Annotated in this window: 25 protein-coding genes, 1 tRNA gene and 1 pseudogene; 6 read left to right on the top strand and 21 right to left on the bottom strand. The window is 68.8% G+C overall.

The window, feature by feature from the left end:
- Positions 1 to 48 precede the first annotated feature (48 nt).
- A complete protein-coding gene (locus tag BLS56_RS29280; RefSeq protein ID WP_018682461.1) occupies positions 49 to 540 on the bottom strand; it encodes a CarD family transcriptional regulator in 492 nt (163 codons plus the stop codon).
- Positions 541 to 857: 317 nt separating this feature from the next.
- Between BLS56_RS29280 and BLS56_RS29275 the strand changes: the two genes are divergently transcribed.
- Positions 858 to 1568, top strand: a complete 711-nt coding sequence (locus tag BLS56_RS29275; protein ID WP_228772031.1) for a copper chaperone PCu(A)C — start codon at positions 858 to 860, stop codon at positions 1566 to 1568.
- Between the two features lie 52 nt (positions 1569 to 1620).
- On the top strand, positions 1621 to 2994 hold the full coding sequence (gene radA, locus BLS56_RS29270) for a DNA repair protein RadA (RefSeq protein ID WP_091457529.1): 1374 nt from the start codon (positions 1621 to 1623) through the stop codon (positions 2992 to 2994).
- A gap of 126 nt (positions 2995 to 3120) precedes the next feature.
- Here the strand turns inward: radA and BLS56_RS29265 are convergent, their stop codons facing one another.
- The 5 genes from BLS56_RS29265 to BLS56_RS29250 all read right to left on the bottom strand — a co-directional run bounded on the left by BLS56_RS29265 (position 3121) and on the right by BLS56_RS29250 (position 6416).
- Positions 3121 to 3879: an ESX secretion-associated protein EspG gene (locus tag BLS56_RS29265; protein WP_091457527.1), complete on the bottom strand. Its 759-nt coding sequence runs from the start codon at positions 3877 to 3879 to the stop codon at positions 3121 to 3123.
- Positions 3876 to 4016, bottom strand: coding sequence for a hypothetical protein (locus BLS56_RS31855; protein WP_175483103.1), 141 nt, complete (start codon positions 4014 to 4016; stop codon positions 3876 to 3878). The genes BLS56_RS29265 and BLS56_RS31855 overlap by 4 nt, the downstream gene beginning before the upstream one ends.
- Positions 4017 to 4158: 142 nt before the next feature.
- Positions 4159 to 5409, bottom strand: coding sequence for a PPE domain-containing protein (locus BLS56_RS29260; RefSeq protein WP_091457525.1), 1251 nt, complete (start codon positions 5407 to 5409; stop codon positions 4159 to 4161).
- 3 nt (positions 5410 to 5412) lie between these two features.
- The gene (locus BLS56_RS29255; RefSeq protein WP_139191060.1) at positions 5413 to 5973 is read right to left on the bottom strand and encodes a DUF3558 family protein; all 561 of its coding nucleotides are present in this window, start codon (positions 5971 to 5973) and stop codon (positions 5413 to 5415) included.
- Between the two features lie 26 nt (positions 5974 to 5999).
- Positions 6000 to 6416, bottom strand: a complete 417-nt coding sequence (locus tag BLS56_RS29250; protein ID WP_091457520.1) for a hypothetical protein — start codon at positions 6414 to 6416, stop codon at positions 6000 to 6002.
- A 512-nt stretch (positions 6417 to 6928) separates the two neighbouring features.
- Between BLS56_RS29250 and BLS56_RS29245 the strand changes: the two genes are divergently transcribed.
- The 3 genes from BLS56_RS29245 (at position 6929) to BLS56_RS29235 (ending at position 8317) form a co-directional block, all read left to right on the top strand.
- On the top strand, positions 6929 to 7810 hold the full coding sequence (locus tag BLS56_RS29245) for a helix-turn-helix domain-containing protein (protein ID WP_228772030.1): 882 nt from the start codon (positions 6929 to 6931) through the stop codon (positions 7808 to 7810).
- Positions 7810 to 8004, top strand: coding sequence for a DUF397 domain-containing protein (locus BLS56_RS29240; protein ID WP_091457514.1), 195 nt, complete (start codon positions 7810 to 7812; stop codon positions 8002 to 8004). The genes BLS56_RS29245 and BLS56_RS29240 overlap by 1 nt, the downstream gene beginning before the upstream one ends.
- Positions 8005 to 8122: 118 nt before the next feature.
- On the top strand, positions 8123 to 8317 hold the full coding sequence (locus BLS56_RS29235; protein WP_091457511.1) for a DUF397 domain-containing protein: 195 nt from the start codon (positions 8123 to 8125) through the stop codon (positions 8315 to 8317).
- A 23-nt stretch (positions 8318 to 8340) separates the two neighbouring features.
- On the opposite strand, the gene BLS56_RS29230 is transcribed toward BLS56_RS29235, so the two are convergent.
- From BLS56_RS29230 to BLS56_RS29170, 13 genes and pseudogenes are all read right to left on the bottom strand, one after another.
- Positions 8341 to 8862 (bottom strand): hypothetical protein, encoded by a 522-nt coding sequence (locus BLS56_RS29230; protein WP_091457509.1) that lies wholly within the window; start codon positions 8860 to 8862, stop codon positions 8341 to 8343.
- Positions 8863 to 8888: 26 nt separating this feature from the next.
- Positions 8889 to 9311 carry an Imm1 family immunity protein gene (locus tag BLS56_RS29225; RefSeq protein ID WP_091457507.1) on the bottom strand — a complete coding sequence of 141 codons (423 nt, stop codon included), beginning with the start codon at positions 9309 to 9311 and terminating at the stop codon, positions 8889 to 8891.
- Positions 9308 to 9848: pseudogene (locus tag BLS56_RS29215) on the bottom strand (DddA-like double-stranded DNA deaminase toxin). The gene BLS56_RS29225 and the pseudogene BLS56_RS29215 overlap by 4 nt, the downstream one beginning before the upstream one ends.
- A gap of 248 nt (positions 9849 to 10096) precedes the next feature.
- Positions 10097 to 10204 carry an Imm1 family immunity protein gene (locus BLS56_RS33190; protein WP_139191063.1) on the bottom strand — a complete coding sequence of 36 codons (108 nt, stop codon included), beginning with the start codon at positions 10202 to 10204 and terminating at the stop codon, positions 10097 to 10099.
- Positions 10205 to 10294: 90 nt separating this feature from the next.
- The gene (locus tag BLS56_RS29210) at positions 10295 to 11908 is read right to left on the bottom strand and encodes a polyamine aminopropyltransferase (RefSeq protein ID WP_228772029.1); all 1614 of its coding nucleotides are present in this window, start codon (positions 11906 to 11908) and stop codon (positions 10295 to 10297) included.
- Positions 11848 to 12270, bottom strand: coding sequence for a DUF350 domain-containing protein (locus BLS56_RS29205; RefSeq protein WP_091457499.1), 423 nt, complete (start codon positions 12268 to 12270; stop codon positions 11848 to 11850). Before BLS56_RS29205 ends, BLS56_RS29210 begins: the two co-directional genes overlap by 61 nt.
- 5 nt (positions 12271 to 12275) lie before the next feature.
- Complete coding sequence (locus BLS56_RS29200) at positions 12276 to 12968, bottom strand: hypothetical protein (protein WP_091457498.1); 693 nt, start codon at positions 12966 to 12968, stop codon at positions 12276 to 12278.
- On the bottom strand, positions 12965 to 13450 hold the full coding sequence (locus BLS56_RS29195; RefSeq protein ID WP_091457495.1) for a DUF4247 domain-containing protein: 486 nt from the start codon (positions 13448 to 13450) through the stop codon (positions 12965 to 12967). Before BLS56_RS29195 ends, BLS56_RS29200 begins: the two co-directional genes overlap by 4 nt.
- On the bottom strand, positions 13447 to 14070 hold the full coding sequence (locus BLS56_RS29190) for a DUF4178 domain-containing protein (RefSeq protein ID WP_091457493.1): 624 nt from the start codon (positions 14068 to 14070) through the stop codon (positions 13447 to 13449). The genes BLS56_RS29195 and BLS56_RS29190 overlap by 4 nt, the downstream gene beginning before the upstream one ends.
- A gap of 88 nt (positions 14071 to 14158) precedes the next feature.
- Positions 14159 to 14398 carry a hypothetical protein gene (locus tag BLS56_RS29185; RefSeq protein WP_091457491.1) on the bottom strand — a complete coding sequence of 80 codons (240 nt, stop codon included), beginning with the start codon at positions 14396 to 14398 and terminating at the stop codon, positions 14159 to 14161.
- A 156-nt stretch (positions 14399 to 14554) separates the two neighbouring features.
- Complete coding sequence (otsB, locus tag BLS56_RS29180) at positions 14555 to 17083, bottom strand: trehalose-phosphatase (protein ID WP_091457488.1); 2529 nt, start codon at positions 17081 to 17083, stop codon at positions 14555 to 14557.
- 47 nt (positions 17084 to 17130) lie between these two features.
- Positions 17131 to 18576: an alpha,alpha-trehalose-phosphate synthase (UDP-forming) gene (locus tag BLS56_RS29175; protein ID WP_091457485.1), complete on the bottom strand. Its 1446-nt coding sequence runs from the start codon at positions 18574 to 18576 to the stop codon at positions 17131 to 17133.
- Between the two features lie 122 nt (positions 18577 to 18698).
- Complete coding sequence (locus tag BLS56_RS29170; protein ID WP_091457574.1) at positions 18699 to 20057, bottom strand: threonine/serine exporter family protein; 1359 nt, start codon at positions 20055 to 20057, stop codon at positions 18699 to 18701.
- A 179-nt stretch (positions 20058 to 20236) separates the two neighbouring features.
- On the opposite strand from BLS56_RS29170, the gene BLS56_RS29165 reads away from it, so the two are divergent.
- Positions 20237 to 20312, top strand: a tRNA-Thr gene (locus tag BLS56_RS29165).
- Positions 20313 to 20380: 68 nt separating this feature from the next.
- Here BLS56_RS29165 and BLS56_RS29160 read toward each other — a convergent pair.
- Entirely contained in the window at positions 20381 to 21703 is a 1323-nt protein-coding gene (locus tag BLS56_RS29160; protein WP_091457483.1) for a tyrosine-type recombinase/integrase, read from the bottom strand.
- Between the two features lie 78 nt (positions 21704 to 21781).
- Positions 21782 to 21991 (bottom strand): helix-turn-helix domain-containing protein, encoded by a 210-nt coding sequence (locus BLS56_RS29155; RefSeq protein WP_091457480.1) that lies wholly within the window; start codon positions 21989 to 21991, stop codon positions 21782 to 21784.
- Between the last annotated feature and the right edge of the window lie 71 nt (positions 21992 to 22062).

Below are 22062 nucleotides of genomic sequence, written 5' to 3'. Positions count from 1 at the left end.
AGTCACAATCGGGCCAGGTTCCGGGGGAGGCCCGGTCGGGACGTGCGGTCAGACGGTTGCGGTTGCCAGGACCTCGTCGAGCAGGACCTCGGCCTTGTCCTCATCGGTGCCCTCGGCCAGCGCGAGCTCGCTGACCAGTATCTGCCGGGCCTTGGCCAGCATCCGCTTCTCGCCAGCGGACAGGCCGCGATCCTTCTCCCGCCGCCAGAGGTCTCGCACCACTTCGGCAACCTTGTTCACATCGCCAGAGGCGAGCTTCTCGAGGTTCGCCTTGTACCGACGCGACCAGTTGGTCGGCTCCTCGGTGTGCGGCGCCCGCAGGACATCGAACACGCGGTTGAGACCCTCCTGGCCCACGACATCCCGCACGCCGACGATCTCGGCGTTGTCTGCGGGGACGCGAACCGTGAGGTCACCCTGCGCGACCTTGAGGACGAGGTACTTCTTCTCCTCGCCCTTGATCACGCGGGTCTCGATCGCTTCGATGAGTGCGGCACCGTGGTGCGGGTAGACGACGGTCTCTCCGACCTTGAAAACCATGTGTCCTCTGCCCCTTTCGCTGGCTCCATCTTAACACGGCCCGCCTAGTGGAGGAGACTGACCTGCGAACCGTCTGCGCAGGTCAGCGGCCACATCAGGAGGTGGACGGGGGTTGACAAGCGCGCTTTTCGCGTACTCAGCCCCTATTGCCCGAGGCCTGTGGGCACGCCCGGAGATCGCCTCCGCATCCACAATGGACGTGATTCGTCCGACACCGCCGTGGTGATATGTCCGACCACACGCGGGCCCGATCCATTGCGCGGGCTAGGCTTCGCAGCCGAGAAGGTGAAATGTCCGCAGCAGACGCAGGAGCGCTCGTGAGCCGTGCACAGCAGAACTCGACCGGTCGGCTGCGCCTCGCCCCGGCCGCGTTGGGACTCGGTCTTGCCGCAGTCCTCGGTGCCGTCGGGTGCTCGGCCGGTCAGATCACGCAGACCGACTCGCAGCCTCCGTCGGTGAACGGGTCGCTCGCGCAGGTCGGTCAGATCGCGGTCCGCGATGCCAAGCTCGCTTACCCGCACGGCGGTAGCTACCCGCAGGGCTCCGACGCGCCGGTCATCCTGACTCTGGTCAACGTCGGCAGCGAAGCGGACACCCTGGTCGAGCTGAGCAGCCCCGCGGCGGCCAGCGTCGAGGTCACCGGCGACACCGCGCTGCCCGGCGGCGCCGTCCTGGTCGTGGGCACCCCCGGCGAAGAGGCCAAGCTCGCCGACTCGGCGCACGCCCAGTCCACCTCTCCCGCGCACCCCGAGTCGTCGCACGCCGAGCCCGCTGGTTCCTCGCACGCGGCCACGTCGCCGACGCCCCCGCCTGCCACCTCGTCCGCCGCGGCCACCACGACCGCGACGACGACCGGGACCCAGCTCGGCAAGCTGAAGGTCGTGCTCAAGGGCCTCAACGCCAAGCTTGTGCCCGGCCAGACGATTCCGATCACCCTGGTCTTCGCGAAGGCGGGCCCGGTCACCTTCGACCTGCCCATCGCCGCGCCGAACGGCCCCCGCGAGGAACAGCCCAAGACCGAGCACTGACGCGCCGACTGGGCCGACTGGGATTGTCGGTGCCCGGCCGTACGGTGATCGCGTGGCAACCAAATCACCGAAGCCGGGCTACCGCTGTGCCGAGTGCGGGCACGGCGTGGCCAAGTGGTTCGGCCGCTGTCCCGAGTGCCAGGCGTGGGGCACCCTGGAGGAAGTCGGCGTCCCGCGCGCCGCGCTGACCAGGGTCGCGGCGGGGTTGCCGAGTTCCCCGGCCCGCCCGATCGCCGAGGTCGACATCGAGGCCGCCAAGGCCAGGCGGACCGGCGTGCCCGAGCTTGACCGGGTCCTCGGCGGCGGCCTGGTGCCCGGGGCGGTCGTGCTGCTGGCGGGTGAGCCCGGGGTGGGCAAGTCGACGCTGCTGCTGGAGGTCGCCTACCGCTGGGCGGCGCGCGACGGCGAATACGGGCCGACGCTGTATGTGACGGGTGAGGAGTCGGCCGGGCAGGTCCGGCTGCGGGCCGAGCGCACCGGCAATGTGCACGGGTCGATGTTCCTGGCCGCGGAAAGCGATGTGTCCGCGTTGATCGGGCATGTCGACGCGGTCAAGCCGGGAATGCTGGTTGTCGACTCGGTGCAGACGATGTCTTCGCCCGCGGTCGACGGCGCGCCCGGCGGGGTGACGCAGGTGCGGGCGGTGACGGCGGCGCTGGTGGCGCTGGCCAAGGAGCGGGCCCTGCCGGTGCTGCTCGTCGGGCATGTCACCAAGGACGGGTCCATCGCCGGTCCCCGCGTGCTGGAGCACTTGGTAGATGTCGTCTTGCACTTCGAGGGCGACCGGCATTCGTCCCTGCGGATGCTGCGCGGTGTGAAGAACCGCTTCGGCCCGGCCGACGAGGTGGGCTGCTTCGAGCTGGTCGAGAGCGGGATCGTCGGCGTGCCCGACCCGTCGGGGCTGTTCCTCAACAAGCGTGACGTGGGGGTGCCGGGGACGGCGGTCACCGTCGCGGTGGAGGGGAAACGGCCGCTGCTCGGTGAGGTGCAGGCGCTGGTGTCGAAGTCGCCGCTGGGCACGCCGAGGCGCGCGGTGTCCGGGCTCGACTCGGCCCGGGTGGCGATGGTGCTCGCTGTGCTGGAACGCCGGGGCGGGGTCCGACTGGGGGACGCGGATGTCTTCGCCGCGACGGTCGGGGGAATGAAGATCCCGGAGCCTGCGGCTGACCTGGCTATCGCCTTGGCGGTCGCCACCGCTGCCCGTGACGTGGCGTTGCCACCCGATCTGGTGGTGTTGGGCGAGGTGGGGTTGGCGGGGGAGGTCCGCCGGGTGAGCGGGGTGAAGGCCCGGCTGACCGAGGCGATGCGGTTGGGGTTCACCAAGGCGCTGATCCCGCCGGACTCGGGGGACGTGCCGGACGGGCTCCAGATCCGGGTGGTGCCTGACCTCGGGTCGGCTATGGGGAATCTGCAAGTTTTACGCTGATGGCCGCCAGGTCCGGTCATGGCTCGGCGGCGCGAGCACGGCCTCGGTGTCTGCCTTGCGGCCGCCGCGCAGGAGGTCGTGGCGGATGGCGGGGGTGGAAGCCGAGCAAGGGGGGCCTGCGATGGCTCACCCGGTCAGGTGCGCCAGTTGCCCGCTGAGGTGCCGCGCGATCCGCTGGTTGTCGGCCGGTGCGTAGGTGGTCCACCGGGCGCCGTCCGCGCGGGCGCTGCCCACCGTGAGATACCGGCCGTCCGCGGTGTCGAACCAGAACAGGCAAGGCGCGCTCGACTGGCGTCCGTGCCGGTCGCGAGCGTGCGCCTGGAGTTGGCCGAGCCGGAGTTTGGGCGGTGCCAGCATCGCTTGCACCGCTCGTGCTTGCGCCGACCGCGATGTCCGGTGTGGACGGACTGGCTCGATGGCTCCGGCCTCGGCGGGCGGTGCGGTGAGCTCGATGGTCACCGACTGCCCCGGACCCGGCCGGTGCTGGGGAAGCAGCCCGACGGCGGTGGACACCAGCGCGGTTTCCCGGATGGCGTCGAACCGCACGGTCTGGCCCTGCCGGACCGCGACGACGGCACGGTTCCCGAGCGCGCCGAGCCTGGCGCACAGGGTGTGCCCGCCGCCCAGGTCGCCGAATCCGGTGATCGCGAGCCGGGGCCGGACGAGCAGGGCAAGCGCTTCCTCGACGTCTGGCTCGATCCGCCCCCGGACAGCGAGGTTCCGCCGCTCCAAGTCCGCGAACACCGCGCGGCGGATGTCTGCCCGCTGCGCGAGGGTGCGGCCGTGCCCGGGAATCTCGAACGGGAACGGCGCGAGCCCGAGCCGGTGCTCCGTGAAGAGAATGTCCATCGCCGCGAACGACAGGGTGAACGACCGGAACGTCACTGGCCGATCACCGGAGGCGCGGTGATCTCGTCGGTGCCGAACAGGTCGTCCGGGTCGGCTTCCACGAGGTAGCTCGGTCGCTGGTGCTCGGTGTCCGCACCGCCGCCGCCTTTGCCCGCGCCGCCCATGCCGCCCATGCCGCCCGCAGAGCCACCGGCGCCCCTGCCGGTGCCGGTGCCGGGACGTCCGCCGGACGCGGCGTGTTCCGCCGCGAGCGCGCCGGGTTGGCGGGCGCCGCTCCCGGGACCGCGACCGGCGGCGTCGGCTGCCCTGCCGCCGTCAGGGCCGAAGCCCGCGCCGCCGCCTAGCCCACCGCCCGGTCGTCCCAGGCCCGCCGCGCCGCCACGTCCGCCGCGCCCGGTCGCCTCCGCGCCCGCGCCGCCGCCGAGACCACCCGGGAACCCGCCGAACCCAAGCCCGCCCATGCCCGGTTCCTGCCCGCCTGCCCCGAGTCCGCCGGACCCAGGCCCGCCGGTCCCGAATCCGCCAGACCCAGCCCCGCCAGGTCTGACCTGCCCTCCGGGAACACCGGACCAGGCCCCCCTGGCCCGTGGTCGGCCCGCCGCCCGGCCCGGTCGCGGTGGCCGCAGGCCGCGTCGCGCCGTCGGGTCCGGAGGTGTCGCCGCGACCGGGCTCGCTGCCGGGCATCCCGGCCCGGCCACGGTCAGGACCGCCGTCGTGTCCGGTCTCGGTGGGGCCACTGTCGACGCCTCGTCCGGTGCCGTCGTCCGTGCCGCTCGCCATCGTGGGCACGGGTGCGAACACGGGCATCCCGGTGCCGGAGTCGGCCAGGGAAGCCGAGAACGTGGTCATCACCTCGGCGGCCTGCTCGTGCGCCCGCTGCTTCTCGGCGAACTTCTGGTTGACCTCGTCAACCGCGGCCTGTAGCCGGGCCGGGTCCTGTTCCTCCCTGAGCCGGGCCATCGCGTCGTCCATGGTGAAGTCGACCGGCTCGGGCATCGCCGCCCGAGCCGCCCCGGACGCTTCGGACTGGGCGTGCATCCGGTTCGAGGCGAGGTGGAAGGCCTGGCCGGTGCCTTCCATCCAGTCGCCGAGACCGGTGAGGAACCCGCGCGCGTTGTCACCGGTGGCGCCGGTCCAGTCCTCGGCACTCTGCCCAACCCCTGCGGCGATAGCGGCCTTGCACTCGATCAGGCTGTTGCCGAGGGCGTTCCACTCGGCCCCGGTCTCGTCGACCTGGCCGGGGTCCATGTCGTCTTCGAGCATTTTCTTCATCTCGGGGTGCTCGAACCCCAGGTAGTAGGTGCCTGGCATCGGAGGCGCGTCCCGCGTGTCGATTCCGGCGTCCCGCAGGGCTTGCTGCTGGGTCGCGGTGTACTGCTGGGAGTCGATTCCGGCGGCGAAGAGTTTCGGGGTTGCCTGCGCGAGGGCGGCCAGCGTGGCGAAGGGGCCTTGGCCGCGTGCGTCCTCGATCACCTGCGCGGCTTCGTCGTGAAGCCTGCTTTCGTAGGTGCCTTCGTAGGTTCGCGGTTGGGGGGTGTGCTGGGTCTGCGGGTCGCGCGGTGGCATTGGTCATTCCCCCTTGGGCAGTCTGGGCTCGATCAAATTGACGACGTTGTTGGCGACCCGGCATGCCTTCGCCGTGTCAGCGCGCGTTGTGCCACTGACGTCCACTCGTGCGGATTGGGCGATCTCGATAATGATCATGCATCCCCCGCCGCCGTTGCCTTCGAGTTTGCGGCCGTGTCGGTCACCGACCGGGTAGTCGCTGATGGTCCCGTTGTCGGTCACGATGTCCTTGAGGCCCTGTTCGGGGCGGATGGTGATGCTGAAGACACCTTGGCCTTTCATTGTCCATTGGCACGAGCTTCGCAGGCTGGTGTCGTGGCGTTCTCCGGGGCCTGCGCCGAGTTGTGTGGTTTCGGCTTGGGTGAGGAGTTGGCAGGGGTCGAGGTTGTCGAGTGCGTGTGTGGCGGCGGGTGTGGTGCTGGTGGTGCGTGGTTGTGTGGAGTGGGTGGGGGTTGTGGGGTCGGGTTGGGGGAGGGGTTGGCCGGGGGTTTCGGTGCAGGCGGCGAGTCCGGTGAGCAGGATCGCGGCGATGGCGAGACGGGTGGCCGCACGGGGTTTGGGCATGGTCACAGTGTGGTCGGGTGCTGGGTTCACTGGTCTTTGCGGGTGAGGGTGCTGCGGTTGTGGTCGTCGGTGTTGCGGTAGTGGCGCATGGCCTCGGTGATGCCTGCTTCGACTTCGATGAGCAGGTCGCGGAGGTCTCGCAGGCTGCTGGCGGCCGAGTTGGGGCCTGCCGCGACGTCCTTGTTGAAGGCCCTCATCACCAGAGCGTCCGGGCTCGTCCCCAACTTCGTGTCCTGACTGATCCGCTTTACCTTCTCGTCGAGGCCGTCGATGCCGTCGAGGACGGTGTGGATGGCGGTGATGATGGCCTTGCCCGCGTTCTCGCTGACGCCGAACTCGCCGCGTTGGGCGGCGGTGAGGAAGCCGCGTGAGCCTTGGCGCATCTGGGCGATCTGGTCGCCGAGGCCTGAGCCGATCGCGCCGCCTGCGGTGGTGTCGTCCATGTCCGCACTCCCGGTTTCCGTGTTGACACTCTCCGGAATCTCACGGTAGCGGGGGGTGCTGAGGGCTGTCAGGAGAACGGGCGGGTTGCGCCGGGGCGTGTGGTCACGGCTGTTGCGGGGGCGCGCTGTGTCTCCTGGGCGGCGGTGCCTGGGGCTGCGCCGGACGGCGGATCGTGGCTGATAGTTGGCGTCTTGCCGCAGGTCAGGGGGTTTTCGGTCGTGTTCAGGGGATTGGCGCGGGATTTTTGCCTTCGATTCAATCCGTGGGGGCTTTCCAGTCCGGCGCTCGCCTTTTTCTTTGCGGGCGGTGGAAAAGGTGAGATCGCGACTGCTCGTGGTGGTGCTCCTGACCGAACAGTCCTGGTAGGCGACACGCGGGCAGCGGGATCGCGAGACTTCTCGGTCACTCCCAGGATAGAGTAATGGTCAGTCAGTATTTGTCTTTCAAATCGGACGCGGCGACTCTTTCATTGTGGATGCAGGACCGGCGTCGGTGAGAAGTGGGGTGAAGGGTGTCTCAAGAGGGTGCGACGGGATCGACGGTGGCGCGCCGCCAGTTGGGCCGCTACCTGCGGGATCTGCGTGGTAGGGCGCGGTTCTCGGTGCGGTCGGCGGCCATGGAGTTCGAGTGGTCTGAGACCAAGATGTGGCGAATTGAGTCCGGGTTGACGTCCATGCGGGGCAACGACGTCAAGATGATGTGCCAGCTCTACGACGCTCCGGAAGAGACCACCAATGCCCTGATGGCGTTGGCCAGGGAGACCAAGGCGAACGGCTGGTGGATGAGCTACAGCGACGTCATCCCCGACTACCTTGACGTCTACATCGGTCTCGAAGAAGCGGCTGTCGAACTAGACGGCTACTGGACGGAGCGGGTGCCAGGGCTGTTCCAGACTGAGCGCTACGCCCGTGTCCTGCTTGAGGGATGGCCAGGTGTCACCCCGGAGCAGGTCGAGCGCAGGGTGCAGCTTCGTATGGCCAGGCAATCGCTGGTGATGCGGACCATTCGTCCACTCTGGGTAAGGATGGTGCTCGATGAGGCCGTCCTGCATCGCTCGTACGGTGGCACCGACGTGATGGTCGAACAGCTTCGGCATCTCGTGGTGATTAGTCAACGGAACAATGTGACCCTGCGGGTGGTGCCGTTCTCGGCTGGTTTTCACTATGGCTCCGTGTCCCGTCAGTTCGTCAAGTTGGAGTTCCCGACCACGGAAAGCGGCTCCCCCTCCGAGCCGACCACGGTCTACGTGGAGGGCTTCACCGGGGCGCTCTTCCTGGAGAAGCCGCAGGAGATCAAGCAGTACAGTGAGGCGTTCGCGGGCATCTGGGAAGCCTCGATGAGCGAGGTGGAGTCCGTGAACTACATCGCCAAGCTGGCAAGGGAGATGCAGTGATGAGCAGCGACAGGCTGGCCGACGCCCGGTGGTTCAAGAGCAGCCGGAGCGACAGCATCGGTGAGTGTGTTGAGGTGGCGTTCCTGGGTGACGGCGAGATCGCGACTCGGGACAGCAAGGTGGGTGGCACCGAGTCGGTGCTGCTCTTCGGCACGCGCCAGTGGGATTCCTTCGTGCGCGGCTTGAACGCCTGACAACACCAGACTTCACCACAAAGCAGCCCGCCCGCACCTGGTGCGCGCGGGCTGCTTGACGAACGCCCCCGTGATCACCATCGTTGGATGACGCCCTTCCCACAAAGGAGACGCCGCGATGAGCCACGACAGACTGTCTGACGCCCGGTGGTTCAAGAGCACCCGGAGCGACGACATCGGTAACTGTGTTGAGGTGGCTTTCCTGGGTGACGACGAGATCGCGACCCGGGATAGCAAGGTGGGTGGCACGGAGTCGGTGCTGCTCTTCGGCACCCGCCAGTGGGACGCCTTCGTACGCAACCTGACCGCCTAACTCCACCACAGCCCGCCCGGGGGCTACGCGGGAATCCGGTAGGTCGGGAGAGGCTCGGTGAGCCACGCCGGATCAAAGGACAGGCCGGTCTGCCGCTCCATCGCCACAAGGCTCGCGGACCGCAAGTGCTCCAGCGGGAACTCGTCGTCCCCCACCCACCCGGGCATGTCATTGGCTCCAGCAGGCAACCCGACGAACGTCGGATCGAAGCGCCCGGTGATCTGTCCGTCCGTGGCCTGCACAAGCTGATGCCCGTTCACACTCCAGTACACCGAGAAGAACAACCCGGTGGGCCTCGACAGCACGCGAGCGACCTCGGTGCCGTTGCCGACCCAGCCGTTCGGCTCAATGGCCACCAGATACTCACCGTGCGCCTTGAACTGCACAAGACCGTAGTCGCCCAAGTGCTCGGCTCGCTCGGCATCGGCCTGCCCGAACGTCAGCAGGCCGATCCCCTGATCCACCCCGTAGGCCGCCCGCACCTCGTCCTCGGTGCGCCCCCGGCTGACGGCCACCGTCCACGACAGGTCATAGGCCGTGTCCACCCACGCGGAGCGGTTCCGCTGTCTACCTATGTGATCTTTTGCCACGTGACCGAAGCCGGCCTGTCGCCGTCGAGTAGGAATTCCTGGACGGCTTTGACGAGGTCGTCGTATGGTATCCGGCAATTGGCGGGAAACGGCGTCCCGTTTCCCATGTAATAGTATTCGATGGAATCGCCGTCGTCGTCGGCCCCGTTGTGGCTGGCCCACAGTCCTTTCCAGCCGCGCCCGGAATAGGACAACACCCCGTGGTCTCCGTCCACCCCCACGCCGAACTCCGGCGTGGCCCGAGGCGACTCGCCTTCGACGTACATCTGAACCAACAGCGGGCAATCAAACGCGACCGAGTCAGCATGGACGCGGCCCAGCAGCGCAGCCGCTTCGGCGTCCGTGCTGATGGTGACCCCCTCGTCGGGCCCGTCCTCACGATAGAACGCTTTTATGGTGGTCATTTCAGTGTCTGTCCTCCCCGGTACACCTTGTGATATCCGCCTGCGCCGTGCACGGTTATAGTGTAGCCCTCGGGCAAAATGACCGGGACAAGGGAGTCGCAGTTCAGGTAGCCTTTATTGCAAGGGACGTGGTTGAATGTTGTTGACTCGCATATGGACCGCGAGTTTCATTTCCACATCGTAGGCACGCAGCGGTACCCTTTGGTCGGGAGTCGAGTCGAAATAGGCCACGGCTTGCTCGTACTTCTCGTCTTTGCCGCTGACCTCGGTGTGGGTGTTGCCGTCCGGGTCGATCCACCTGCCGTGGGTCTTGGGGCGAGGCGTGCCACGCGGTCTACGTTCCTCCGGGATCACATCGGGGGGCAGCTCGCGTCTGAGTTGGTCGATGCGTTCAGCGGATACGGCGGGTGGTGGTGCCGGGGTGCTTGTCCGCGTCGGCTGTGGGGGCCTGGTTGCTGGTGTGGTGACCCCTTGATGGGCTATGGCGGCGCTGATCGACTCTTGGGCCACGGTCAGGGCCTGGTACAGCTCGCCCATGCCCTGGTGGGCGTGGGCGAGTGGGGTGGCTATGGTCTCGTGGGTCGCGGTGCCGTGGAGCAGGGCGTCCACGGCCTGGCGTACTTCATCGAGCGGGGGCAGCACCGCGGCCATGACGGCTGCCTTGAGGGCGGTCAGCCTGGCCAGCTCGCCTGCCAGTCGGGCGGTCAGTTCCTCGATGGAGGCCACGAGGGTGAGGCTACGGCGGGGGTGTGACACCCTCTGGAGCGCGAAAACCCCCTGTGTGCTTAGTTGAAATCGTCTTCTTTCCACTCGACGGACGTGGGTCGTTTGGTGAAGTACTCATGTAGGGCTTCGCGCACGCTGTCGACGGGAAGAAGTGCCCAGTTCGATATTTCCTGAGTTGCTCGATGCGCTCAGGAGGCACGGTTGGTTCAGGTAGGTCTCCACGGCCAACGGCGTCTACGCGGACCAGGCGGGGGCGATCAGTAGTTGGTCCACTCTTCCCTGGCGAAGCCGAGGATCACCGGGTTCATCAGGGTCGACGCGGGCAGGTCAGCGGGCCTGCGGCGGTCCGGGGGGAACGTGGCCGCCACCGCCAGGCTCGCCTGATCGAGTGAACGCAGCGGCATCCCGGGCGGCAGCGTCAGCGCCGGGACGCCGCCGCGCGCGCCGAGGTGGAACCCCCACTCGCCGAACGCGGGGACCGAGACCTGGTAAGCCACGCTGTGCACGCCCGCCGCGCGGAGAGTCGTCTCGACGCACCAGAACGCCTTCGGCGCGAAGAACGGCGAACCCGCCTGCACGACCATCCGGCCGTGGTCGGCCATCGCCCGGTCGACCAGGCCGTAGAACTCCACCGAGTACAGCTTCGCGGTCGCCGTGGAATCCGCGTCAGGCATGTCGACCAGCACCACGTCGTACCGGTCGGTGTTGGACCGCAGCCAGCCGAAGGCGTCCTCGGTGCGGACCGCCACCCGGGGGTCGTCGAACGCGTGCCGGTTCAGCTCGGACAGCCGGGGATCAGTGCGGGCCAGGGCGACCACGGCCGGGTCCAACTCGACCAGGGTCACGCTCTTGACGTCCGGGTAGCGCAGCACCTCGCGCAGGGCCAAGCCGTCGCCGCCGCCGAGCACCAGGACGTTGTCCCGCTTCGGCCCCGACATCGCCGGGTGGACCATGGCCTCGTGGTAGCGGTACTCGTCCACCGAACTGAACTGCAAGTCGCCGTTGAGGAACAGCCGCACATCCCGGTTCCCGGTAAGCGACACAGCCTCGGTCACCACGATGTCCTGGTAAGGGGTGCGCTCGGCGTGCACTACCGGGTCCGCGTAGAGCGCCTGACGGGCCGTCACCTCGAAGTCCTCAGCCAACAGGTAAGCGCCGGTAAGAACCCCACCCACCGCTACCGCCGCCAGGATCAGCGCCGCCTTCGCCCGGCGCCCCAACTCTGCCCGGAACACGGTCAGCACCAACCCGAGCCCCGCCAGCGCGTTGACGATGCCGACCAGCAGCGCGCCCTCAATCTGCCCGAACACCGGCAGCAGCACGAACGGGAACGCCAACCCGCCCAGCAACGCGCCCACATAGTCCGCGGCGAACAGGTCGGCCACCGCCGACCCCGCGTCCTGGCGGCGGATGCGCTGCAACAGCACCATCAGCAGCGGGATCTCCGCGCCGATCAACGCGCCCAGCACCAGCGCCATCACGATCAGCGCGGGCGTGTACAGGCTCAGCCACGCGAACGCCGCGTACAGCAGCAGCACGCTCAACCCGCCCAGCAGCGCCAGCACCAGCTCAACGACGGCGAACGACACCGCGGCCCGGCGCTGCAACGGCTTCGCCGCGAGCGCGCCGACGCCCATCGCGAACACCATCAGCGACACCACGATCGACGCCTGCCCGACCGTGTCGCCGATCAGGTAGCTGCCCAGCGCCACCAGGGCAAGCTCGTAGACCAGCCCGCAGGCAGCGCACACGAACACCGTGGCGAGCAGCGCGACACGCGCCGCCCGCCTGCGCGGGACCTCGGTGACGGTCAGGAGATCGCCGCCGCGATGATCACGCTGACCACCACGTGCGCTGTCGCCGACACCCACACCCCGGGGTGCCGCTCGGTGGTGGCCAGGACCTCGCCGAGCTTGCCGGGCGTGGCCGCGTCGATCACCACGAACGACAGGCTCATCAGCGCGAGCCCGAGAATGCCGTAGATGCCGGTGTTCACCAGGCCGACGGCGAGGTTGTCGTCGCTGATGACGATCGCCGTGGTCAGAATGACGCCGATGCCGAACAGCCCCGAGCACAGCAGCACCGCGGCGTTGCGGTTGTGCTCCACCCAGATCAGGTCGCGCAGCTTGCCGGGGGTGGCGACGTCGACCAGGACGAAGCCGAGAGCCATCAGGACCAGGCCGACCGCGCCGTAGGCGAGCGTCCCGATGAGTCCGTTGAGCAGGTCGGACACGGTGTCTACCTTTCTTGCCCGCGCTTGCGGCTGATGAGGAAACCGATGGCGACGCCGAACAGGGCGACCCCGCCGAAGATCGTGACGAGGACGAGCGCGGTCTGCCGGTTGCTGGTGAAGTCCGACCCCGGCCGCCCGATCGGGGTCGCGGGCGCGGCGGCGGTCGTCGGCTCCGGCACCGGGGCCACGACACCCTTCTCAGCCAGCAGCAGCGGCAGCGCCAGCGCGCCGTACCCGGTGGTGGCCGCCGGTTCGTTGAGCATCGACGCCGTCGACACGCCCACCCGGTCCAGGTCCGCTGTGGACGGCCGGTTAGACCGCAGATCGCTAGAACTGTCCACGGACAGGTAAGCGCTGTCTTCCAACACGCTGTCAGCGGAGGTGTAGTCGACCGAGCCGCGCAGAATCATGTACCGCTGGCAGGTCTCGGCGTTGACACCCACGCCCCGGCTCGACCCCTCGCTCAGCGGCTTCCCGGTCGTGCTGGTGCCCTTGTGCAACTCCCAGCCGTAGCAGATGCCGTGCGCCGCCTCGGCCGCCGCGAGCCGCTTCGCCAGGTCCGCGCCGTCCACCGCCGAGATCGACTCGACGACAGTGCTGTCGTCCGAGGCGGAGAACCAGCCGTTGCCCGCGCCCAAGAGGACGATGAACACCACGATGACCAGGGTCCAGACAGTGCCCTTCTTTTTCTTCTTCACTTGCCCGCTCCCGGTCCCCGGCCGCGGAACGACTCGCCGTGCCCGGACGTCCAGCCCCAGTGGCCGCCGACCGACGAATGGTGCGAACGGTAGGCGCGATCGATGTCGTCCACCCGGATCACGCTGCCCTTCCCCTGTGGACGGATGAGGACCATGTCGTCGTTGTAGCGCAGGTAGATCCCGGACGCGTCGGCGTACTGCGACACCGGCTTCCACTGCCCCACGATGTTCGCCGACACCGCGCTCGGCGCGTTCGGACTCGTATAGGCGCGTTCCTCGCCGACATCCATCGACGCGGCCCGGGTGTAGGTCCGCTCGACGTAACCCCGCACGGACGTGCCCCGCGCGATCATCGCGATAGCCACGATCCCGGCGATCAGGCCGAAGATCCCGGCCGTCCAGAACCAGAACCGGGGCTTCTTGTGCGCCGGGACGATCTCCGGCTTGGGCTCTTCCGGCTTGGGCTCGTCTGTGGCGCTCATTCGGTGCTCGCCGGGTAGATGCGGATGTCGTAAGTGGACAGCGAGACGCCGGTGGAGACCTCCCAGCCCGCGTCGCCATACGCCTCGAAGGACAACAGCGCGCCGTCGCCGGACTCGTAGTCGTGGTAGCGGACAGTGCCCTCGGCGGTCAGACCGGTGGTCGCCTCACTGCGGTAGGCAGCCCTACCGGACTCGTCCGACCGGTACTGCTTTCCCTGGTAAGACAGGGACTTCGGGCCGGGCTCCAGCGCTGTGGAGTCATCGGAGCCCTCGGACTGCTCGGTCCAGGCGACCAGCACCAGGTTGGGGTCCTCCTCGACCGACAGCCACACCCGCTCGCCGTCCGCCTTCTCCAGCAGGTGCTCCGACCACGTCCACCCACCCTCGTCAAGCCGCAGACTTCCCCGCACGGCGTACGATTCCCCGCGCAGCTCAACAAGATCACCCGCTTTGAGAGCGCGCGGGTCCCCATAGACGGCGTGATGATCGTTGTCGGCGAACGGGTCAACCGGCGCCTTCTTAGGTGAAACCTTGTTCTTGTTCCGCAACACCACAGCGGTCACCAACGCCCCGACCGCGACAGCGACCACCACGATCAAGACGACGACGAGCCCATCCACTCCAGACCCCCTACGACACGGCGACTCAGCGGCTCACACCGTAAGGGATCGCGCAGCGTGTTCGAGGCGGAACCGGGCATTCAGCCCCTCAGCGCCCGCTCTTGACCGTGTCGATCGCGAGGGCCGCCAGCTCCTTGGCGTCGTCACACGCCTTGGGGTCGAGCGGTTCGGAGACCTGGGGCGCGCCGTGCATCCGGTCTTTGCTCGCCGTTGGCGAAGTGTTCGCCTGCGGATTGGATTCCGCGACCGGCGGCGGGACGGGTGACTGGTCCGAGCACGCGGTGAGCGTCAGGGCGGCGAGGCAGAGCAGGGCGGCGCGAGTGGGCATGGGCGGATCATGTCGCGTGCGAGCGGGCCGCGTGACCTGGTTGCGGAAAGTGTTGCGGGCGTTACCGTTCGCGGTAGCCCTCTTACGGACAAGAGCGTGCCGACCGCGGGGCGGTCGGCACGCTCAGCGTGGCTATCCAGTTATGTGGTTGTCCGGTTATGCGGACAGCAGTTGGGCGCAGCGAATCAGGCCCAGGTGCGAGTACGCCTGCGGGTGGTTGCCCAGCGAGCGTTCCGCGATCGGGTCGTACTCCTCGGGCAGCAGGCCGGTGGGGCCCGCCGCGTCGACGATTTGGGCGAACAGGTCTTCCGCCTCGGTGCGCCTGCCGGTGAGCAGGTAAGCCTCGATCATCCAGGCCGCGCAGAGGTGGAAGCCGCCCTCGTCGCCGGGGAGGCCGTCGTCGCGGTGGTAGCGGTAGACCGTGGAGCCGCTGCGGAGTTCCGCCTCGGTCGCGGTGACCGTGCTCTGGAACCGCTCGTCGGTCGGGTCGATCAGGCCGACCATGCCGATCAGCAGGGTCGCCGCGTCCAGGTCGGTGCCGTCGTAGGCCGTGGTGAACGACTTGATCTCGTCGTTCCAGCCGTTGGTCAGCACGTCCTGGGCGATCTCGTCGCGCAGCGGGACCCAGCCGGGCTCGATCTCGCGGCCGTAGGTTTCCGCGAGCTTGATCGCCCGGTCGATCGTCAGCCAGCACATGACCTTGGAGTACACGTGGTGGCGCGGGCGGTGCCGCTCCTCCCAGATGCCGTGGTCGGGCTCGTGCCAGCGCCGGGTGACCGCCTCGGACATGGCGCACACCATCCGCCAGTCGTCGTCGGTCAGGCCGCCCTTGGCCTCCGACAGGGCCGCGACGAGGTCGACCACCGGGCCGAACACGTCGAGTTGGACCTGTTGGTTGGCGAGGTTGCCGACCCGCACCGGGCGGGAGCCCGCGTAACCGGGGAGGGTGTCGATGACCGCCTCCGGGCCGAGAGTGGTGCCCGCGATCGTGTACAGCGGGTGCAGCCGCTCCGGTCCGGGGACAGTCGCCAGCACCCCGTGCACCCAGCGCAGGAACGCCTCGGCCTCGGCCGTCGACCCCAGCGACACCAGCGCCTTCGCCGTCATCGACGCGTCGCGCAGCCAGCAGTACCGGTAGTCCCAGTTGCGGATGCCGCCGATCTCCTCCGGCAGCGACGTGGTGGCCGCGGCCATGATCGCGCCGGTCTCGCTGTGGCACAGCCCGCGCAGCACCAGCGCGGAACGGGCCACCAGGTCCTTCTCCACCGGCGGCAGCACCAGCGTGTCCAGCCACTCCGACCAGTACGACCCGGCCCGCGCCTTGCGGTCGGCCTCGGGCACCTCGGCCGCGTCGAGGTCGTTGGTGCCGCAGCGCAACTCGAACACCACCGGCTCGGTCGCGGTCGGCTGGACCACGGCGCGGGCGGAGTCGAACATGCCGTCGGAGGTGATCTCCCACCGCACGCCCGGGGCGCGCAGCGCGATCGGGTCGGAGGTGCCCAGCACCCGCAGGCCGTCCTCGGTGGCCTCCAGCCGCACCTGCACCTGCCCGAACTCCGGGCGCGGCGCGAACTCCACGACCGCGGCCGAGGTGCCGGACACGATCCGGGTCAGGTCGGTGCGGTGCGCGGCGGCGCCGTGGTCGAGGAAGTCGGTGACCAGCAGGCCCGCCCAGCGGGTCTCCACGGTCATGGTGCCCGGCAGGTACCGCTGGCCCAGCGGCAGGCCACCGCGCTCCGGCGAGATCGAGAAGTGGCCCGCGGTGGGGCCGCCGAGCAGGTCGGCGAACACCGCCGCCGAGTCCGGCTCCGGGTGGCACAGCCAGGTCAGCCGGGCATCCGGGGTGACCAGCGCTACCGAGCGCTCGTTAGCCAGCATTGACAGGCGCTCGATAGGCGGGGCCTGGTCGCCATAGAGCCAGTTGCGGCGCTCTTCGAGCAAGAACGCCAGCATCAACGCGACCGACACCGGGTCGGGGATGTAGTACCCGGCCAGCGTCTCGCCGTCGCCCACCTTGACCCCAAGGTCGGGGCCGGACAGCCGGGCGAACGCCTTCTCGTCGGTCACGTCGTCGCCGACGAAGATCGCCGCGGTGGCGCCGACCTGGTGGCGCAGGACGTCGAGCGCGTGGCCCTTGTCAGTCTGCACGACGGCAAGCTCCACGACGGCCTTGCCCTCGGTGACCTGCACGCCTTCCCACGTGCACGGCCCGGAGCGCACCCGGACCAGCACGGCTTCTGCGACCTCGGCCTCGGCCCGGCGCACGTGCACCGCGATGCTCGCGGGCTTGACCTCAAGGTGCACCCCGGGGGCGCCCTCGATCAGCTTCTCCAGCTCGGCCTCGATGCGGCGGTGCAGCTCGCGGGCCTGCGCGTCGAGAGCGTGCACGAAGCCGACGTCGAACTCCGAACCGTGGCTGCCGACAAGGTGCACCTCCGACGGCAGCCGCGACAGCGTGGCCAGGTCGCGCAGAGCCCGACCCGAGATCACCGCCGTCGTCGTCTCGTGCAAACCCGCCAGCGAGCGCAGAGCGCCCACCGACTCGGTGTGCGGGCGGGCGTTTTCTGGGTCTTCGACGATCGGGGCGAGCGTCCCGTCGTAGTCGCAGGCGACCAGCAACCGCGGTGTTCGCGCGATCTGCACGATTGCACGGCGCAAGTCTGCGGGGAGGGCCTCGGCGGTCAACGCCTTCTCCTTGGGACTCTGGCGTGGGTGGGGCAGGGCTGACTGCTCTAGTGAGCGTGCTCAGGGTCCAGTGCGTCAAGGAATGAGCGAGCCCACCGGTCGACGTCGTGGGTCAGCACTTGTCGCCGCAGCGCGCGCATCCTACGGCGGCCTTCTGCTGGATCGATCGTGAGGGCCGCATGCATGGCGTTCTTGACTCCGTCAAGGTCATGCGGGTTCACCAGGAAAGCGCTTGTCAGCTCGGCGGCGGCCCCCGCGAACTCCGACAGCACGAGGGTGCCGCCGAGGTCGTGGCGGCAGGCGACGTACTCCTTGCAGACCAGGTTCATGCCGTCGCGGACCGCGGTCACCAGCATGACGTCGGCCGCCGAGAAGAACGCCGCGAGCTCCGCCCGGTTGACCGACTGGTGCAGGTAGTGCACGACCGGCCGCCCGACCCGGCCGAACTCGCCGTTGATGCGGCTCACGACCTGCTCGATCTCGCCGCGCATCCGCTGGTAGTGCTCGACGCGCTCCCGGCTGGGGGTGGCGAGCTGCACCATGGTGACCTCTTCCGGGTCCACCCTGCCCTCGGCGAGCAGCTCTTGCAGCGCGTAGAGCCGCACGTCGATGCCCTTGGTGTAGTCCAGCCGGTCGACGCCCAAGATGATTTTCTTCGGGTTGCCCAGGTCTTCCCGGAGCTGCTGGGTACGCGCGACCGTCTCGCGTTTGCGCGCCAACGCGTCCAACCCGGCCGAGTCGATCGAGATGGGGAACGCGCCGACCCGCACCGCCCGGTCGCCGAGCTGGATGACACCGGGCCGGGTCCGCACCCCGACCGCGCCCCGGGTCGGCTCCAGGCCGAGCAGCCTGCGCGCCAGCCACAAAAAGTTCTGCGCGCCGCCGGGCCGGTGGAAGCCGACCAGGTCGGCGCCGAGCAGGCCGCGCACGATCTCCGCGCGCCAGGGAAGCTGCATGAACAGCTCGGTCGGCGGGAACGGGATGTGCAGGAAGAAGCCGATCCGCAGGTCGGGCCGCTGCTCACGCAGGATCGCCGGGGCCAACTGGAGCTGGTAGTCCTGAATCCAGACCGTCGCGCCGGGGGCGGCCACCTTCGCGCACGCGTCGGCGAAGCGGTGGTTCACCTTGACGTAGCTGTCCCACCAGCCCCGGTCGAACACCGGCGGGGCGACGACGTCGTGGTAGAGCGGCCAGAGGGTGCCGTTGGAGAAACCCTCGTAGTAGTCGCGCACCTCGTCCTGGGTGAGCGACACCGGGTGCAGCCGCAGGCCGTCCTCGGTGAACTCGTCGAGGTCGACGTCGGGCACACCGGGCCAGCCGACCCACGCGCCGCTGTGGCTGCGCAGGAACGGCGCCAACGCGCTGACCAGACCGCCAGGGCTGTGCTTCCAGCGCTGGGTCCCGTCGGGCAGGCGTTCGAGGTCGACCGGTAGCCGGTTGGCGACGACGATGAACTCCGCACCGTGGTTACCGGGGGCGTTTTCGCTGCTCACGCCTGGTGTGCCTCCTGTCGAACCGAGGTCGGGTACCCCGTTCGAGGCTAGTCATTCGCCGCCGTGACCGCGTCCTGCGACCGGTGCACGTGTGCGTGGGAACTGTCACTCCCGCAAGGGGTTCACTCAAGTCTACGTTCGGTGGGTTGCAGCGGACCCGACATGCGCGGACCGGACAGCCGCCGCTCCAGCCGCCCCAGCCCGCTGCGCACCGGCTGCGCCAGGTACTCGCCCAGCACCACCCCGGCGGCGAGCGCCAACGCGATGGCGGCGGCCAGCATCAGGGTCGGCACCCCGTTGGCGCTGCGCTGCACAGCCAACTCATACAACGCGCGGTAAGTGGTGAGCCCCGGCAGCAGCGGGACCATCCCCGACACCGCCACCACCAGCGGCGGCATCCGCAGCCGCCGGGAGATCACGCCACCGGCGAACCCGATCACCACCGCCGCCCCCGCCGACGCCGCGATCGCCCCCTGCCCGGCCAGCACCAGCGCCCCGTACGCCGCCGCCCCGACGCCACCGGCCACCGACGCCACCAACAGCGCCCGGGGAGTGGCGTAGCTGCCCAGCGCGAAAAGACCGGCGGCTGCGGCTCCCGCGCACGTCTGGACCGGGAGACGCAGCGCGCTGGGCGGCAGCGGGTCGGCCAGCGGCGTGTAGTCCATCCCGAGGGAAACGGAGATGTGCAGCGCGAGCACGACCCCCGCGATGAGGCCCGCGGTCATCAGCGAAACCTCCATGGTCCGGCCCGCGGCGGTCACGTTGTACCCGGTGATCGCGTCCTGCACCGTCGACACCACCGACAACCCGGAAAGCAGAACCGTCAACGCCGCCGCGACCAAGACAGTCGGTCGAGCGGGCAAGAGGCCACTGGCAAGCAGCGCTAACGCCCCACCGGTAGCCAACGCCCCACCCACTACCTGTTGGTAGAAGAACGGCAAGGCCCGCTTGTTCAACAACCGCCCAACCCGGTCGATGACCGCCGTGATGCCCGCGGCCGCCACCGCCATCATCGGCGCCCCGCCGATCAAGACCGTGATCGCCGCCGCCATCCCCGCCCACGCGGCCGTCGCCACCCACCGCGGATACGGGTGCGCCGCCGACGTGATCCGCTCCAACTCCGTCTGCGCGGCGGTCACCCCCACCCGCCCGTAGGTGATCCGCCGAACCAGCCCCTCCACCGCGGCCAGCCGCGTGTAGTCCAGACTCCGCGACCGCACCACCCGCACCGACGTGATCGGCGGCTCATCAGTCCCCCGACTACAGGCCACCGTGATCGACGTGAAGATGACGTCGACCTCGCAATGCGGCAACCCATACGCCCCCGCCACCGCGATGATCGTCGCCGTCACATCCGCCGCCCCCGCCCCGGACGACATCTGCACCTCCCCGATCCGCAACGCCAGATCGAGCACGAAGTGCACAGTCCGCTCTTCCGGGAGCGCGGGCCCCTGCACCGCCTCCGGCTGCCCAGGCGCCATCTCCCCAGACCCGACCGGCCCCGATGACCGCCACCCCCCACGCCCGCGCCGGGCCAACCACAAGTCCACCACCTCCACCACACACGGCCACGTCCCCTACCGACCGTCGCGGATCAAGGCCCACCCCGCAACCGCGTCCCGCCGAGCCTTAGGATTACCCCAGCGCCCCCGGGCGCAGCGCCGGTGTAGCTCAATTGGCAGAGCACTCGCCTTGTAAGCGAAAGGTTAGGGGTTCAAGTCCCCTCACCGGCTCCATGGCTGACCTGCGCAAACGAATACGCAGGTCAGCCGCAGAGAGAGCCAGGGTTTCAGTCAGGGGCTCATTAGTCCTTCCAAAAGAGCCCTTCCATCTGGTTTGCGATGCTCGCTACCAGCTCTGCTGAGACGTGCTGGTAGCGCGCGGTCATGGACAGTTGCGACCACCCCATGATCTCCATGACCGCCCGGGGCGGGACTCCCAGCACGAGCAGCATCGTCGCGGCCGTGTGCCTGGCGTCGTGCAAGCGCGCCTCACGAACCCCCGCATGGTCAAGCAGCGCCTTCCACTCGTCGTGGTCTGCTCGCGGATCGACCGGCCGCCCGGTCGGCTGCGTGAAAACCCAGCCGCCCTCCTGCCACACGCTGCCCGCGCGTCGACGCTCCGCATCCTGGCGGGCCTTGTGCTCGACCAGGTCGCGCAACAGCGGCTTGGGAATGCCCACGCCGCGACGTCCGGCCCGGGACTTGACGTCGACCTCCCGCAGGCCGCCGCTGTGCCGCTGCGGGCAGGCAGAGGCGTGCTTCGCGCAGTTCGGCGCACATACTGGGGGACAAGGCTTCCGGCGGTGCACAGTGCAGTCAGGCTTGCACGGCTTCGTCTTGTGCAGCCGTGCGCCGCACTCGTGCGGGTCATCGCATCCGTGTTGCCAGCGGTGCCGCTGAATCTGCTTCGGAGTGCGCAAGACGCCGTTGTCGAGGTCGATACGCGACCACTTCAATCCCAGCGTCTCGCCTTTGCGCAACCCGAGCGTCAGCGCCAGCGAGTAACGAACACCGTTTCGGCCGTCCCGCGCCGCCCTGAGAATCTTCCTTGCCTCATCGACGGTGAACGGGACGATCTCATCCTCGGCCAACTTCGGGGCTTTTGCCAGCTCCGCAGGGTTGCGGGTGATACGACCGCGCGCATGTGCCACATTGAGCGCCGTCTTGATCGTGCGGTGAACCTGGTGCGCGTACCCGGGAGCCTTTCCGGCTGCCAGCATCTTCGCGTAAAGGGCTTCCAGGTGTTCCGGCTGGAGGCGGTCCAACCTGTGACCGCCAATGCCGGGAATGAGCCACTTGTTCACGGCGTACCGGTAAGCCGACGCCGCATTCGGCGTGATCGACGGTGTGGCAATCGTGTCGAGCCAGTGCGTAAGCCACTTCTCGACCTTCCACGGCGTGCCAGGACGCGTCACGTCCCCCGTAGAACGCTTTGCCTCCAACTCCTGAACGGCCTTGATGGCCTCTGCTTCGGTCGCTCGTTTAACATGTCGCCGATCCGGGCGGCCGTCGTCTTTGACCCCCATGGTGACGCGGCCGTGCCACTTACCGTCGTATTCGCTGTAGTAGACGGTAGATGTGCCGTTGGGTCGACGCGTTCCTTCGGGGCGCTTTTTGCGGGACATGTTTTCCTTCTAGGTTGTTTGGGCATGGCTGTGCCCTTGGCGGTATTGCGTGGGGTTTTTTGGGGCTGCAACCGGGGGTTATGTCTTTTGTTGGTCTGCGGCGAGTCGGGCGATGTAGGCGTCAAGGGCAGTGGCGGGCACACGTCGGAGGTGGCCGACGCGCACGGTCTGGATCTTGCCGTCGCGGATGAGGGCGTACATGGTGGTGCGGCCGATGCTCAGCTGTGCTGCGGCGGCTTCGACGGTGAGCAGGGTCGCGGGGGTGGTGGGCTCTGGGGTGTTGGTCATGGGTCGGTCCTCCTGTCGGGGGCGGGGGGCTCCGCAAAATCCGCAGAATCCGCAAAAAACGGTGTTCGGGG

The organism is Actinokineospora iranica (assembly GCF_900101685.1).
Classification (GTDB): domain Bacteria; phylum Actinomycetota; class Actinomycetes; order Mycobacteriales; family Pseudonocardiaceae; genus Actinokineospora; species Actinokineospora iranica.
Note: the sequence above shows the minus strand (reverse complement) of the source record. Positions and strands in the feature narration are given on the sequence as shown.

Coding starts and splice junctions, on each gene's coding strand:
- BLS56_RS29225 (WP_091457507.1), bottom strand. CDS start 9,311: ATGACCACCATAAAAGCGTTCTATCGTGAGGACGGGCCCGACGAGGGG.
- BLS56_RS31855 (WP_175483103.1), bottom strand. CDS start 4,016: ATGGGCGGCATGGGCGGCGCGGGCAAAGGCGGCGGCGGTGCGGACACC.
- BLS56_RS29255 (WP_139191060.1), bottom strand. CDS start 5,973: ATGCCCAAACCCCGTGCGGCCACCCGTCTCGCCATCGCCGCGATCCTG.
- BLS56_RS29240 (WP_091457514.1), top strand. CDS start 7,810: ATGAGCAGCGACAGGCTGGCCGACGCCCGGTGGTTCAAGAGCAGCCGG.
- BLS56_RS29170 (WP_091457574.1), bottom strand. CDS start 20,057: ATGGCGCCTGGGCAGCCGGAGGCGGTGCAGGGGCCCGCGCTCCCGGAA.
- BLS56_RS29195 (WP_091457495.1), bottom strand. CDS start 13,450: ATGAGCGCCACAGACGAGCCCAAGCCGGAAGAGCCCAAGCCGGAGATC.
- BLS56_RS29280 (WP_018682461.1), bottom strand. CDS start 540: ATGGTTTTCAAGGTCGGAGAGACCGTCGTCTACCCGCACCACGGTGCC.
- BLS56_RS29260 (WP_091457525.1), bottom strand. CDS start 5,409: ATGCCACCGCGCGACCCGCAGACCCAGCACACCCCCCAACCGCGAACC.
- BLS56_RS29160 (WP_091457483.1), bottom strand. CDS start 21,703: ATGTCCCGCAAAAAGCGCCCCGAAGGAACGCGTCGACCCAACGGCACA.
- BLS56_RS29155 (WP_091457480.1), bottom strand. CDS start 21,991: ATGACCAACACCCCAGAGCCCACCACCCCCGCGACCCTGCTCACCGTC.
- BLS56_RS29250 (WP_091457520.1), bottom strand. CDS start 6,416: ATGGACGACACCACCGCAGGCGGCGCGATCGGCTCAGGCCTCGGCGAC.
- BLS56_RS29185 (WP_091457491.1), bottom strand. CDS start 14,398: ATGCCCACTCGCGCCGCCCTGCTCTGCCTCGCCGCCCTGACGCTCACC.
- BLS56_RS29235 (WP_091457511.1), top strand. CDS start 8,123: ATGAGCCACGACAGACTGTCTGACGCCCGGTGGTTCAAGAGCACCCGG.